This window comes from Francisella sciaenopsi, assembly GCF_045862875.1.
In the GTDB taxonomy this organism is placed as follows: Bacteria; Pseudomonadota; Gammaproteobacteria; order Francisellales; family Francisellaceae; genus Francisella; species Francisella sciaenopsi.
Genome location: NZ_BTHG01000001.1, coordinates 298,274 through 312,331, shown reverse-complemented (window position 1 = coordinate 312,331; position 14,058 = coordinate 298,274). Strand labels below are relative to the sequence as shown.

The following is a 14,058-nucleotide window of genomic DNA, read 5'->3' as shown; positions in this document are numbered from 1 at the left end:
AGAATATGTTATATATTTTTTATGGTATCAAGTATATACTCTTTTAATTTTTTACCAACTATTTCATATCTCCAACCAACCAATAGCTTATTACTCGAGTAGTTAGGGTCGATACTAAGATTATATGCTACTGAGCGAATATCTTTTCTCGATGCTATTAAGGAAGCATCGAATTTGAAGTTTCTTGTTTCAATATCAAAAAAATTAGTTATTTTATCATTTATCTCGGTGGATATTTTAGCTCCAGATTTTTGCTCTAAGTTTATATGCTCTAGGTTATGATTAGAGTTAAGAGTTGCTATGACACTTTTTTTGATCCAAGGTTTAAGTTTTTTTAGATCTTCAGAATCAAACGAGTTTAAAGACTTAGGATTTTTATGAGCTATAGCATAAAGAATTTTATTATCAAAAATAAATCTAACAGGAATATTTTTTTGTTGAGCGATAGATTCGCGCCATTGAGCTACTAATATGGCATTTTTTTGTGTTTTTTCATTAAACTTTTGGATATTACCAATTTTATTATGGATGTTCTCAACAGTGTTAAATTCTGTTTTTTGTATCTCTAATAGTTCTTCATAGAAGTACTGTTTATAGTCAGTTTGATTAAGTTTCTCCTCAAGATTGTGTTTAATCTCTATAAGATGCTCAACATCTTTTAGGGCATAGTCAAACTGCTTTTGAGAAAGTGGTCTTTTACGCCAATCTGAGAACTGTGATTCTTTCTCCATTTCAATATCTAATATATCTTTGAGTAGAGCCTTGAGAGATATCTGTGATTGAGTACCTAAAAATGAGGCTGCAAGCTGAGTGTCAAAAATATTATTTACTTTACAATTAAAAAATCTTTTTATAATTGGAATATCATTCGTTGCTGAGTGAATTATTTTTTGGATACCTTTATCCTCAAAAATATCTTTAAGCTTACTAAAATCAAGATCTTCAAGAGTGTCTATCAAAAAGATTTCATTTTCAGTAGCTATTTGAACAAGACAAAGCTCTGGGTAATATGTTCGCATCCAGTAAAATTCTGTATCTACAGCTATTTCTTTAGTATTCTTGAGAGTTTGTACAATATTCTCTAATTTTTTATCTGTATCTATTATCATTTTTTAAATTTGTTAAGAGGTTTACGCCATGCATGGGTGGCTATTTGTTTAGCATTTTGGGTGATTAAATCTCCGTGAGCGAGAATGATTTTATCAAAATCCCAATCTAGAATTTTTTGTAAAGATTGAGCAGCAAGTTTTTTATCACGCCAGCCGATTTGGTATTCTGGAGCTGGTTTAGCTTTGTTCCACATTCTAAGAATTAGCCACCATATCTTTATACCCCAGCCTATATTTTTTGTATTACTACCTATGTTTTCAATAATATCAACTAATATTAGAGTTTTGGTGTCTTTATGAAGGAAAGCAATCTCGTTCATAATTTTATTACCCAGAATGGGTTGCTGTAGTAATTCTTCTAAGATAGGCTTATCTGTAAGTATTTCATCATACTTCAGATTAGGCTGTTTTTTATTTACACCTTGACAGATATAAGTTCTAGCTTTAGGAAAAGCATCTTGTGCTGATTTGACATGCAAGTGATGGAAGTTTCCAGGAGCTATTATACAGCTAACGTTACCAATTTCCAGAATCTTATCTTTTAAGCTATTATCAATCTTGCATGGAGAATGTACCAGTATGGAATTATCATTTAGTTTTATTAGTGTAGTTCTAGAACTAAATTTTATCCCTGAATACTTAACTGGATATTCAATAACCCATATTCTATCAGTTATAAAAGGACATATTTCATACATTAGTTTGTATTTATTAATAAGTAGTAGATTAAACTAGGTATATGTTATCATTTTCACAGATTTATTGTTTAATAAAATTAGATGATTGCGGATAATTCTAAAGATTTTGATTTAAAAAGTTTCTTGGCAAACTTAACTACACATTCTGGTGTTTATCGTATGCTTGATAAGCAAGGAGAAATAATCTATGTTGGTAAAGCAAAAAATCTCAAAAATCGGGTAAATAGTTATTTTTCTAAAGGCGCGAAAGATAGTAAAACTCTAATGATGGTAGAGCAAGTAGCTCGAATTGAGATAACTATTACTCCTAGTGACTATGAAGCATATTTGTTAGAAAATAATCTCATTAAGCGACATCGTCCTAAATACAATATTTTATTTAAAGATGATAAAAGTTATCCATATCTAGTAATTTCTCGTGATAAGTTCCCTAGGGTATCTTTTTATCGTGGCAAATCAGCATATAAAAAAGGTCAGTGTTTTGGACCTTATGTATCTATATCATCAGTTAAGAATACTCTAAATATAATCCAAAAAATCTTTCCAATTCGTCAGTGTGAAAACTCATACTATAAGTCTAGGGTTAGGCCATGTTTGCAATATCAAATTAAACGCTGTCTAGCACCATGTGTAGGCTTGGTTTCTCAGGAGCAATATGATGAGCAATTGGTAATCTTAAAAAAATTCTTAGCAGGTAAATTTAGCTCTGTTTTAGAAGAAATCTCAGCAAAGATGTATCAAGCTTCTGAGGATATGGAATATGAGAAAGCTCAAGTTTATCGCGACCAGTTAGTGATATTACGCAAGTTACAGCAGCAGCAAATAGTTGATATTCAAGAAGATAAAACATTTGATGTAATTGGTATCTATATGCAAGATAGCTATGCAAGCATAGCATTATTACAAATTCAAAATGGTGATGTTGTCGCAGATAGACATTGGAGTATTGATGCTAAAGGGCAGGATAAAACCTCAATTATGCATGCTTTTTTATCTCATTTTTATTTAGGTGATGAGATTCGTAATATTTGGCCCAAAAATATAATCCTATCAAAAGTTGAGTTTGCTGATATTACCGATCTTATGAATAGTATCTCTCAAAAAATTGGTCAATCAATAAATTGGATAGTTGCACCGGCTGCTGATAATCTCAAGTGGTTGAAATTAGCTGAGGTAAATGCGCGACAAAAGTTAAACATCTATACAAGCTCAAAATCACAGTATCAAAAACGTTTGGAATCACTCAAAGAATTTCTTAAGTTAGAAAAAGATATTAAGCGTATTGAGTGTTTTGATATTTCACATTTTCAAGGTGAGGCAACTATAGCGTCGTGTGTAGTATATACAGATGAGGGTGAAGATCGTAAATCTCATCGTAGATACAATATCAAAGATATCAAAGCTGGTGATGATTATGCAGCAATTCATCAAGCAGTATCGCGTCGAGTTAGTTCAGGACTAGAAGCTGATAATCTTCCAGATATAATGATAATAGATGGCGGTAAAGGGCAGATTCATCAAGCAGAAGCCGTTTTTAGACAATATGGAATTCAAGATAAAGTCCAACTTGTAAGTTTAGGTAAAGGTGTTGAGCGCATAAGTGGTAAAGAAAAAATCTACAAAGGTTTTGATGATACCGAATATACATTAGATGAACACAATCCCGGATTTTTATTATTACGACAAGTTAGGGATTCTGCTCATGATCATGCGATTAAAGGTCAGCGTAAAAAAGTAAGTGCAAATAGACAATCATCAATAATAGAAGAAATAGAAGGAGTTGGACCAAAACGCCGTAAAGCTTTGATAATGTATTTTGGTGGTTGGCAAGAACTATCTAAAGCATCTATTGATGAAATTTCAAAGGTCAAAGGAATCAGTAAAAAATTAGCTCAAGAGATTTGGGGGTGTTTTCACTAAAAAAATACTAAACATCAGCAACATAATGGCGTAGAATATTCGCATTTTAAAAATTATCAAATTAAAAAAATGAATAAAAAAGGATTGCTACTAATTATTTTAGGAATATTTTCAATATTCTTTTGTTACTTCTTTGTCGATAGACAAATTGTTTGGTTTTTATATGAACATAATTCTCGACAATATACGATTATGAAGTTTTTCTCAGATGATATTATTTCACTTATAACAGTCTTAGTATTTGTATTTTATATATACTATTTTATTAAGCTTATACTCAAAAAAGTAATAGATACTGACACAAAATTTTTGCTAGTAGCTAATGCAATTATAATTGGACAATTTATCAAAGATATTCTGAAGGGGATTTTTGGTAGATATTGGACGGAAACTTTTAAGAACAATCCTTCTTTGATTAGAAATGATTTATATGGATTCAATTGGTTTACATTTGATAATATAAATAATTCTTTTCCATCTGGTCACGCTACATTTATATTTTCATTTAGTGTAAGTATGTGGTTTTTATTTCCAAAGTATAGATGGCTTTGGGCATTGTTGGCATTTTTAGTTGTGATTACACAATTGCTACAATACTTTCACTTTGCTAGTGATTTAATTGCTGGATCAATACTAGGATCAGTTATTGGATATTATGCAGCCCAGTCTTATAATCAGAAATCTAAACAGTCTAAATAAAAATACAAATCTTACAAAACTATAGTTATAAAATGTCGATATGTTAGAATTATTACAAATATTTAATATTTGATTTAATTAGACAAAATAATAATGGAAAAGAAACAAGTTAAAGCAGTATCACTAATCTCTGGTGGTCTTGATTCAATGCTTGCAACAAAGATGATGTTGGAGCAGGGTATACATGTAGAAGGTATAAATTTTTTTACTGGTTTTTGTGTTGAGGGACATACTCACGCAATTCGTAAGCAAGATAAAGAAAAACAGAAGCGTAATAATTCGCTATGGGTTGCTGAGCAGTTAGGAATTAAGTTACATATTATCGATGTGATTGAAGAGTACAAAGATGTCTTACTGAACCCTAAATATGGCTATGGAGCTAATATGAATCCATGTCTTGATTGTAAGATTTTTATGGTTCGTAAAGCAAAAGAATGGGCAAAAGAAAATGGCTTTGATTTTATAATCACAGGTGAAGTAATAGGTCAAAGACCAATGTCACAGCGTAAAAGTACAATGCCAGTTGTTCAAAAGCAATCAGGAGTAGATGATTTATTGCTTAGACCACTAAGTGCAAAAAACTTACCTGAAACAAAACCTGAAAGAGAGGGTTGGGTTGATAGATCTAAGCTAATGGGAATAACAGGTAGAGGTAGAAAAGATCAAATGAGAATGGCGCGCGATTGGGGGATAGAGGATTATGCATCTCCTGCAGGAGGATGTTGCTTTCTTACTGATAAACAATACTCTGATAAATTAGTTGATTTATGGCAAGCGCGTAATTCAAAAGAGTATGAATTTGATGATATTATGCTTCTTAAAGTAGGTAGGCATATTCGTTATAAACCTGAATATAAACTTATAATCGGTCGTGAAGAAGGTGAAAATAATTATTTAAATGGCTATAAAAATCAGTTTATTCATGTGTACAGTTCATCTCATCAAGGCCCTTTAATCCTTATTGATGGCGATTTTGACAAAGCTGATGAAGATTTTACAGCACAAATTTTAGGTAGATTTACACAGGGTAAAAATGCTGAAAGCGTAGCAATGGTGTTTAACTATCTTGATGGTACCAGTAAGGAAGTTATAGTTAAGCCGATGCCTGCTGATGAAATTAAAAAAGAGTGGTATATATAATGCAACAATTAAATTTAGAAAGACTTCTTTGCCCAATGCCCGTTATCAAAACACAAAATGCTTTGAAAGCTATGCAGTCAGGGGAGCAACTAAAAGTAGTCTGTACAGATCCTGGGACTATGCATGATATTCCAGCATGGTGTAAAGTAAATGATTATATACTTGTCAAAGCAGAACAAGTAGCAGATAAATATGAATTTATAATAGAGGTGAAATAGTGGATCATTCAGTTTTAAATGTGTTAGTTTGTCCAGTTTGTAACTCAAGTTTACATTATGACAAAAAAAATCAGCTTTTAATTTGTAAGGCTGACAAATTAGCCTATCCAATTCGTGAGAATATTCCAGTAATGTTAGTTGAAGAAGCTAAAAAACTAACGCTAGAAGAGGTAAAAAAATATGGCTAATATTCATGTTGTAATCCCTGCTAGACTTAAGTCTACACGTTTACCTGGCAAGATGCTTGCGGATATTGCAGGTAAGCCAATGATTCAAAGAGTGTATGAGCAGGTAGCTAAATCAAAATTTAAAAGCATAATTATAGCTACAGACTCTCAAGAAATAAAAGAAGTTGCGGAAAATTTTGGTGCAAAAATAATCTTGACAAGAGATGATCATGAGTCGGGTACAGATAGGATAGCTGAGGCAGTTACTAAGCTGGGTTTTGCTGATGAGGATATTGTTGTCAATGTACAAGGTGATGAACCTCTGATTCCTATTGAGAATATTGAGCAAGCAGCACAATTATTAATTGAAAAGCCAGAAGCAGTTGTTTCAACATTGTGTGAGAGAATTACTGAAGCTGAAGATATATATAACCCAAATAATGTTAAAGTTGTTTTTGATAAAAATAATTATGCTCTATATTTCAGTAGAGCCTCAATCCCTTTTGAAAGAGGCTTTTCGGAGAATCATCAAGTTAATATATCTGAATTCTATAGGCATATTGGTATATATACTTATAGGGTTGGTTTTTTGAAGCACTATGCAGAGCTTGCAATATCACCAATCGAAAAATATGAAGCTCTTGAACAACTAAGAGTGTTATATAATGGTTATAAAATTGCTGTTGAACAATCAGCTAAACCAACTCCTGCAGGTGTTGATACGCTTCAAGATTTAGAAAAAGTAAGGAAACTATTTGATGTTTAAACTAGATTCTCGTTTAGAGGCAGATACTTTTGAAATTTGTGAACACTTGGACTGTAAAATTTTGCTAATGAATAATTCTATAGTGCCTTGGTTTATAGTTGTACCATTTACAGATAGAACAGAGTGGTATCAGCTCGATGATTCACAGCAATATAATATCAATAAGATTATTAATAAATTATCTAACTTTATAGTTAACGAATATAAAGTAGATAAGTTAAATGTAGCTACTATAGGTAATGTGGTTAAGCAAATGCATATTCATGTAGTAGGACGTTTTGAAAATGATCCTGTATGGCCAGCTCCTGTATGGGGTAATATTCAGTCTAAATCATATACTGAACAAGAAAAAAGCAAGTTATTAGAAAAAGTTAAAAGTATATTCTAAATAAATTGATCTTTACTAATCTCCGTATATATTATCTATTCTAATTAACATTTAAACTATTAATTAGTTATAATGATTATCAAACAAATTTTATTTTAAATGAGCTTGAATTTCTATGAAATTAAGCAAGATATTAATAACAGTTTCAGTTTTATTTCTTCCGATACATTTTTGCTATAGTTTTGCTCTAACTACTGGTGGGCAAATTAAAGATATGGCTCAAAACTATGCTGAGAAAAAATACCATAGACAATATAAAGTTGAAAGAACATATGATCGAGGGTTATCAGTAGTTCTAGGAGAGTATGTTGATACTGGTTGGCTATCAAGTAAAAAAGTAAATGAATGTACTGTGTTTGTGGCTAATCAACTTGATAATAATCTGATAAATGCTAATCCAACTATACCTAGTATAGATGGGAAGTATAACGTGAATAGTGATAATTGTGGCGAGAATATATTGATGCCTAAGATTAACAAGTTCATAGAGAATAACTTTATAAAAAACTACTACAGTTTAGATACTATAAGCTTTCGTATAAGAATAAGTTATAACTCATCAGAAGGTCATGATGTTGAGAGATTATCGTATAAGAATGAGCGTACTTATGAAATATTTAATCAGGATAATAATTGGAACTTAAGTGCAAAAGAGTGGTTTGATAAATACAAGGGTCAAATTAAGATTAAAAATATTGTTATAGATATTTATGATCAACCTGAAAATCCTAAGAGTATGATAAGAGCTATAGAATTTAGTTACAATCTAGATTCTTATCTACGTTACTTGATAAAAGGTGACAATATAGAAGGAATGTATATTCATGTAACTTCTTTAAGTTCTCAAGAGATGAAAGATAAAGGTGGATCAAAAACTAAAGTAGAGATATCGAAAGAACATCCTAGGGGAGTTATCTATAATTACTACTTAGGGATTGCTAATGCAAAAAATGAGCCACTTACAAAATCAAACATATTTGAACATGCTTATCTTACAGACTCTAATAGTGAGACTGGTTATATACTTGTTAAAGATTCAAAGTATTATCAAGAGGTTGAGAAATTAGCTAAAACATAAAATTATTATGTTTATTTTAATTTATAAAAATGAGTATATTAAGCCAGTTGTTACAATGTTTACAGATGTTTTATTAAAGTTTCTAACATAAATATAGTTAATATCCATACTAAGATTATCAATAGATTTTATGGGAATTCCTAGACTAAATGGGAAAATTACAAAACCTGTCTTAGCATTATTACTTTGAAGGTATTCTTCGGGAGCATTATTAGCATTTTTTATATTTAATATACTGTTATAACTTAGTCCAGCACCAACTCCTGGGCTAAAAGTTAAATAATTATTTATTCTATAAAAATATTTTAAAATACCCATGTAATTGCTATTAACTTGAGTAGTAGAATATAGATTTGAAATAGCTCCAGCATAGGCAAACTCAGCTCCAAAAGATTCAGTAAATCTATAGCCAACAGCTGTAAATATAATTCCAGCTGAAGGACCTGAAGTGACATGTCCCCAGCCACCGCTAACTCCAATAAATGGTGCTGGTTTGAAATCTTTACTATTTATATCATCAAAATTAAAGACATTGTAGTATTCTTTTTGATTTAATATATCTTCATCTTTAAGAGATTCTGAACCAAATAATAGTACTGGCATAATCAAAGCTAAAAGGATACAAATTGTTAGTGTCCAGAATTTTTGTAGCATTTATACAGTAAGGTGAGATACATTTTTTAAAAGAATAGCATCTTAGTATAATTATTTACAGGTTCTAAATAATTTAGTGATCTTTATTAAGAAATTATATGTGTGCCTTGACAAGCTTTTGAAATATAAAAAGTTGGCTTTATATTAAACTTTTTAGAATAGTTTTTTTCTAAGTACTCCGTATAACTCTTCAAAAGTTTAGTTGGTAAAAGGTGTATTGTAGAGCCTCCAAAACCACCACCAGTCATCCTAGCTCCATAAACTCCAGCAAAACTTTGAGATAGTTCGACTAAGTAGTCAAGTTCATTACAACTAACTTTATAATCATTTTTTAAAGAGTTGTGAGATTGGTACATTAGTTTACCTAAATTACTCCAATTTTTACTTGTCATTGCATTAGTAGCATCTATTACTCTTTGATTTTCTGTGTAAACATGCAATGCCAGTTTGTAGTCTTCCTCGTTAAAATTAGCTTTAGTATGCTCTAATTTTTGTATATCTAGCTCACGTAGGGATTTTATATTGTTAAATTTAGCTATATCTTCACAAACTTGACGGCGTTTATTATAAGCAGAGTCTGCTAGATTGTGTTTAATATTTGTATCACAAATTAGCACCGATAGGTTATCAAGTTCAAAAGGTATGTTGTCACAATGATTATCATTACAATCAATCATTGTTGCAGCATTCAGTTTTGAAAATAAACAAGCCATCTGATCCATAATTCCACATTTTGTACCAATATATTCGTGCTCGACTTTTTGAGCAATTTTTGCAAGCTCAAGTTTAGAGATGTTTAGTCCATAAATCTCATTATAAGCATAAGCTAACGCAGTATTTAACGAAGCAGATGATGAAAGACCAGCCCCAAAAGGTAAATCACTAAAAATATAAATATCTGCTCCTTTGATATCATTATAGAAATCTAGTTTAATTATATTTATAACGCCTTTTATATAGTTTTGCCATGTGTTTGATACTTCTTGCTGTACTCCACTGATATTAAAAGAAGTTGAGTCATCAAGATTTTCACTATAGACATTTATAATATCATCACTTCTTGTTGCGATAGATATAAAAGTACCTTTGTTGATAGCAAATGGCATTACATAACCATTATTGTAATCAGTATGTTCACCAATTAAATTTACTCTGCCAGGCGAGAAAAAAACTTGAGGGTTTTTACCATAAAGTTTAACAAAACGATTGATTAGATTATCCTTGATACAGTCCATCATAATTATAGCTCTCTTAAAACTTGTGCTGCTAGCTCTGGAGTGATATCTCTTTGTGATTCTCCAAGCATTTCAAAACCAACCATAAACTTTTTGACTGTTGCTGAACGCAATAATGGTGGATAGAAATGTGCATGAAGTTGCCAATAATCAGACTCTGTAGCATTTATTGAACCATGCCAACCCATCGAATATGGGAAGGAAGTATCAAACAGCTTGTCATATTTTACTAATAGTACTTTTAGAGCATTAGCAAGTGATTTTCTTTGCAAATTATCCAGATGATTAATATGAGCACATTTGAATTTTGGCAACAACAATGTCTCATATGGCCATGTTGCCCAAAATGGTACAACAATTAACCAGTCATCATTTTGATAAACAATTCGATCTTTTTCCTTTATTTCTCTATTTGCATAATCCATCAGCATACTAGATTTGTTTTTCTCAAAATATTGATGTTGCGACTCATACTCTTTTTGAGCTTCTGTAGGTAAGAAATCACAAGCCCAAATTTGTCCATGAGGATGAGGATTTGAGCAACCCATAATTGAACCTTTATTTTCAAAAACTTGTACCCACTGATATTTTTTACTGAGCTCACTAACTTCAGTTGCCCATAAATTTACAACTTTAGTTATATCTTCTTCTTGCATTGACGCCATTGTCAGATTATGTTTAGCAGAAAAACAAACAACCTTAGCAATACCTGTAGCACCACTTAATTGGAATAAATCATCATTTATTTCAAGTTTAGGGTCTATTTTTTCTTTAGAAAGTGCTGAAAAATCATTTTCAAATACAAAAGTTTCTTTGAAATCAGGATTTATTTCCCCATTTGCTCGAGTATTAGTCGGGCAAAGATAACACTTATCATCATACTCAGGTAATGTATTTTTCTGTGTTTCTTCTGATTGACCTTGCCAAGGTCTATTTAATCTGTGAGGTGATACTAATACCCATTCGTTAGTCAAAATATTTTTACGACGATGGGAGAATTTTAGTTGTGAGATTGTAGCTGAAATCTTCATTTATAATTAAAAAAAATGTTGTTTTGTATTTTGAGTATAGTATATCATGAGTAATTGGAGTATTTAGTAAAAATTAATGTAGGAAGTTTGTATGCGGAATGAAAAAAAAATAAATTTTGTAGTCATTCGTGTGGCTATAATAGCAGCACTTGCTGGTTTACTTTTTGGTATGGATATTGGTTATGTAAATGGTTCATTACATTTCATATCCCAAACATTTGACTTAAGTGTAGCTGAAAGTGGGCATGTATCTAGTGTGTTATTATTGGGTGCTGCATGTGGAGCATTGTGTAGTGGTTTTTTATCAAAGCATTATGGTCGTAGAAAAGTCTTATTAATTGCAGCAGCTATATTTTCTATATTTACAATTGTGGGCATTTTAGCACCTAATTATGAAGTATTTATTTCATCAAGATTTATCTTGGGTATAGCAGTAGGTATAGCTTCATTTATAGCTCCATTATATCTATCTGAGATAGCACCTAAAGAGTTTAGAGGAGCACTTATAGCTTTGTATCAGCTAATGATTACTATTGGTTTATTTTTGGTTTTCTTGACAAACTCTGCATTAGAAAATACTGGTTCATGGAGAATAATGTTAGCAGTATTGGCAGTTCCATCTGTGATAATGTTTTTTGGATGTTTGACATTGCCAAGAAGCCCTAGATGGTTAGTATTAAAAGGTAATAATGAAGAAGCTGCATTGGTTCTTAAGAAGATAAGATCAAGTGAAGCTGAAGCTCTACAAGAGCATGAAGAGATTAGACAGACGACTCATACAGGTGTTAGTATTTTTTCTCTACTAAAGCAAAAGTTCTTTATAAAAGTAGTATTACTAGGTATTGCTCTACAAGCGTTTCAACAGTTTACTGGTATGAATGCTTTCATGTATTATTCAACTGATATTTTTAAGTTAGCAGGATTTACTAATCCTTCAACATCTACAATAGTAATTGGCTTACTTAATATGTTGACTACATTCTTAGCGATTAAGTACGTTGATAAGTTTGGACGTAAGCCTATTTTATACTTTGGTTTAAGTCTACTTATTACATCATGCCTAGTAGTAGGATTTATATTTAAAGCGCACTTTGCATATGGTCAGCCTATGGTTTTATCTCAAACACTACAATGGACTGCTTTAATTTTTTGTTTATTGTTTATTTTTGGATTTGCAATATCTATGGGTCCTGTGATTTGGATTTTATGTTCTGAGATCCAACCTATTGAGGGTAGAGACTTTGGTGTTACTGCTTCAACTATGAGTAACTGGATTTGTAATGCTATTATTGGTAACTTTGCACTAACTTGGTTAACTTTCCATCCTGATAGTACGTTCTTTGGATTTGCGATATCTTGTATAGTTTGCCTACTATTTGTGAAGTTTTTTGTACCAGAGACCAAGGATGTTTCATTAGAAGAGATTGAAAATAATCTAAGAGCTGGCAAGCGTCTAGCTAAGATTGGTAGTTAATTTGTAAATTATTGAGTAACTAGAGAGGTTAAAATATGGATGCTCATCAAGAATATAAAAAGATAGTCTATCTAATAGCAACAATAGCTGCATTAGGAGGTTTACTATTTGGTTTAGATCAGGGTTTTATCGGTAATGCAGGTGATACTCTTAACAGACTTTATGGTTTGGATGCGAAGGCAGCTGGTAGCTTTAATGCTATATTAGCAACAGGAGGTATCTTAGGTACTATTTGTAGTGGTTTTTTTACTAAATTCTTTGGTAGAAAAAACACACTAATGATTGCAGGATTTGCTTTTCTTATCGGAGCTTTAATTTCTTCATTTTTACCACCTATCAACATACTTACATTTTGTAGATTTCTGCTTGGATTTGGTGTTGGTTTAGCATCTTTTGCAACGCCATTATATCTTGCTGAAACTGCCCCTACAAAGATAAGAGGTTCGATCTCAACGTTGTTCCAGCTAATGATTACTTTTGGTATATTCTTAATTTCTCTGACTAACATAATTATCGTAATGTGGTTAGGTCATGAAAAAATTTCATTATCTATGATGTTTAGTGTTATTACTGTTTTTGCATTTCTGATGTTTGTTGGATGTTTCTTTTTACCAAAAAGTCCAAGATGGCTACTATCCAAAGGTAGAGACCAGGAAGCTCATAAAGTTCTAACTAAACTAAGAGCTGCTCATGAGATTGATGCCGAAATAGCGGAAACTAAAAAAGTTCTTAATACAGACCATGGCTCTGTAGTAGAAAGTTTAGCTAAAAAATACTTCTGGAAAATACTGATTGTTGGCGTGATCATTCAAATGTTCCAGCAGTTAGTTGGTATTAATATGATGATCTATTATGCACCACATTTTCTATCAGATGTTGGACTTAATATATTAGTAGCAGCATTGGCAGTATATTTAGTTAATTTCTTATCTACATTCCCAGCTATCAAATGGGTTGAAAAATGGGGTAGAAAAAAACTTTTAACTGTTGGTGCTGTTGTAATGATGTCATCACTAATAGTTTCTGCAGTTTGTTTCTATTTCATTAAACATACTCAAGATCCAGCTGATTTTATTAAGTACGTATTACTTATATCTTGTTTAGTATACATTTTTGGTTTTGCTTGCTCATGGGGACCTGTTGCATGGACTCTTTGTTCTGAGATTTTCCCTATTAAAACTAGAGAAATAGGCATGACTGTCACAACAGTTGTTAACTGGACGTTTGCAGGAGTTGTGATTGCTAATTCAAATGTTATTATGACTAAAGTAGCATTCGGTGATGTTATTATTTTCTTAGTTTATGCTGCATTCTGTTTAGCTTCTATATTCTTCTTAAAAATGTTTGTACCTGAAACAAAAGGTACTAGCTTAGAGAAGATTGAAGATAATCTTATTTCAGGTAAGAAACTGCGTGATTTAGGACACTAGTGCTTTTTAATAAAGTTGTATATTTTTATCAAATAATGTATTCTTAGCTCT

15 protein-coding genes are annotated in these 14,058 nt (G+C 31.5%); 10 read left to right on the top strand and 5 right to left on the bottom strand.

The features are described from left to right. Positions 1 to 8 precede the first annotated feature (8 nt). Positions 9 to 1,109, bottom strand: coding sequence for a ribonuclease D (locus ACKTR7_RS01560; protein WP_407876714.1), 1,101 nt, complete (start codon positions 1,107 to 1,109; stop codon positions 9 to 11). Further along, positions 1,106 to 1,807 (bottom strand): DUF4336 domain-containing protein, encoded by a 702-nt coding sequence (locus ACKTR7_RS01555; protein ID WP_407876713.1) that lies wholly within the window; start codon positions 1,805 to 1,807, stop codon positions 1,106 to 1,108. Before ACKTR7_RS01555 ends, ACKTR7_RS01560 begins: the two co-directional genes overlap by 4 nt. Positions 1,808 to 1,888: 81 nt before the next feature. Here ACKTR7_RS01555 and uvrC point away from each other — a divergent pair, with 81 nt between their 5' ends. The 8 genes from uvrC to ACKTR7_RS01515 all read left to right on the top strand — a co-directional run bounded on the left by uvrC (position 1,889) and on the right by ACKTR7_RS01515 (position 8,183). Then, positions 1,889 to 3,727, top strand: coding sequence for an excinuclease ABC subunit UvrC (gene uvrC / locus ACKTR7_RS01550; RefSeq protein WP_407876712.1), 1,839 nt, complete (start codon positions 1,889 to 1,891; stop codon positions 3,725 to 3,727). A gap of 69 nt (positions 3,728 to 3,796) precedes the next feature. Further along, positions 3,797 to 4,426, top strand: a complete 630-nt coding sequence (locus tag ACKTR7_RS01545; RefSeq protein WP_407876711.1) for a phosphatase PAP2 family protein — start codon at positions 3,797 to 3,799, stop codon at positions 4,424 to 4,426. A gap of 93 nt (positions 4,427 to 4,519) precedes the next feature. Beyond that, entirely contained in the window at positions 4,520 to 5,566 is a 1,047-nt protein-coding gene (locus tag ACKTR7_RS01540; protein ID WP_407876710.1) for a tRNA (5-methylaminomethyl-2-thiouridylate)-methyltransferase, read from the top strand. After that, complete coding sequence (locus ACKTR7_RS01535; RefSeq protein ID WP_042518577.1) at positions 5,566 to 5,784, top strand: sulfurtransferase TusA family protein; 219 nt, start codon at positions 5,566 to 5,568, stop codon at positions 5,782 to 5,784. The genes ACKTR7_RS01540 and ACKTR7_RS01535 overlap by 1 nt, the downstream gene beginning before the upstream one ends. Next, entirely contained in the window at positions 5,784 to 5,972 is a 189-nt protein-coding gene (locus ACKTR7_RS01530) for a Trm112 family protein (protein ID WP_407876709.1), read from the top strand. The genes ACKTR7_RS01535 and ACKTR7_RS01530 overlap by 1 nt, the downstream gene beginning before the upstream one ends. Continuing rightward, positions 5,965 to 6,717, top strand: coding sequence for a 3-deoxy-manno-octulosonate cytidylyltransferase (gene kdsB / locus ACKTR7_RS01525; RefSeq protein ID WP_407876708.1), 753 nt, complete (start codon positions 5,965 to 5,967; stop codon positions 6,715 to 6,717). Before ACKTR7_RS01530 ends, kdsB begins: the two co-directional genes overlap by 8 nt. Next, positions 6,710 to 7,105, top strand: a complete 396-nt coding sequence (locus ACKTR7_RS01520) for an HIT domain-containing protein (protein WP_407876707.1) — start codon at positions 6,710 to 6,712, stop codon at positions 7,103 to 7,105. The genes kdsB and ACKTR7_RS01520 overlap by 8 nt, the downstream gene beginning before the upstream one ends. Positions 7,106 to 7,220: 115 nt before the next feature. Continuing rightward, positions 7,221 to 8,183, top strand: coding sequence for a hypothetical protein (locus ACKTR7_RS01515; RefSeq protein WP_407876706.1), 963 nt, complete (start codon positions 7,221 to 7,223; stop codon positions 8,181 to 8,183). Between the two features lie 21 nt (positions 8,184 to 8,204). Here the strand turns inward: ACKTR7_RS01515 and ACKTR7_RS01510 are convergent, their stop codons facing one another. From ACKTR7_RS01510 to ACKTR7_RS01500, 3 genes are all read right to left on the bottom strand, one after another. Further along, on the bottom strand, positions 8,205 to 8,786 hold the full coding sequence (locus ACKTR7_RS01510) for a hypothetical protein (RefSeq protein ID WP_407876705.1): 582 nt from the start codon (positions 8,784 to 8,786) through the stop codon (positions 8,205 to 8,207). A 137-nt stretch (positions 8,787 to 8,923) separates the two neighbouring features. After that, positions 8,924 to 10,075 (bottom strand): galactokinase, encoded by a 1,152-nt coding sequence (galK, locus tag ACKTR7_RS01505; protein ID WP_407876704.1) that lies wholly within the window; start codon positions 10,073 to 10,075, stop codon positions 8,924 to 8,926. Positions 10,076 to 10,077: 2 nt separating this feature from the next. Continuing rightward, a complete protein-coding gene (locus ACKTR7_RS01500) occupies positions 10,078 to 11,103 on the bottom strand; it encodes a UDP-glucose--hexose-1-phosphate uridylyltransferase (RefSeq protein ID WP_407876703.1) in 1,026 nt (341 codons plus the stop codon). A 91-nt stretch (positions 11,104 to 11,194) separates the two neighbouring features. On the opposite strand from ACKTR7_RS01500, the gene ACKTR7_RS01495 reads away from it, so the two are divergent. Then, positions 11,195 to 12,577: a sugar porter family MFS transporter gene (locus ACKTR7_RS01495; RefSeq protein ID WP_407876702.1), complete on the top strand. Its 1,383-nt coding sequence runs from the start codon at positions 11,195 to 11,197 to the stop codon at positions 12,575 to 12,577. Positions 12,578 to 12,612: 35 nt separating this feature from the next. After that, complete coding sequence (locus ACKTR7_RS01490) at positions 12,613 to 14,007, top strand: sugar porter family MFS transporter (RefSeq protein WP_407876701.1); 1,395 nt, start codon at positions 12,613 to 12,615, stop codon at positions 14,005 to 14,007. Positions 14,008 to 14,058: the final 51 nt, after the last annotated feature.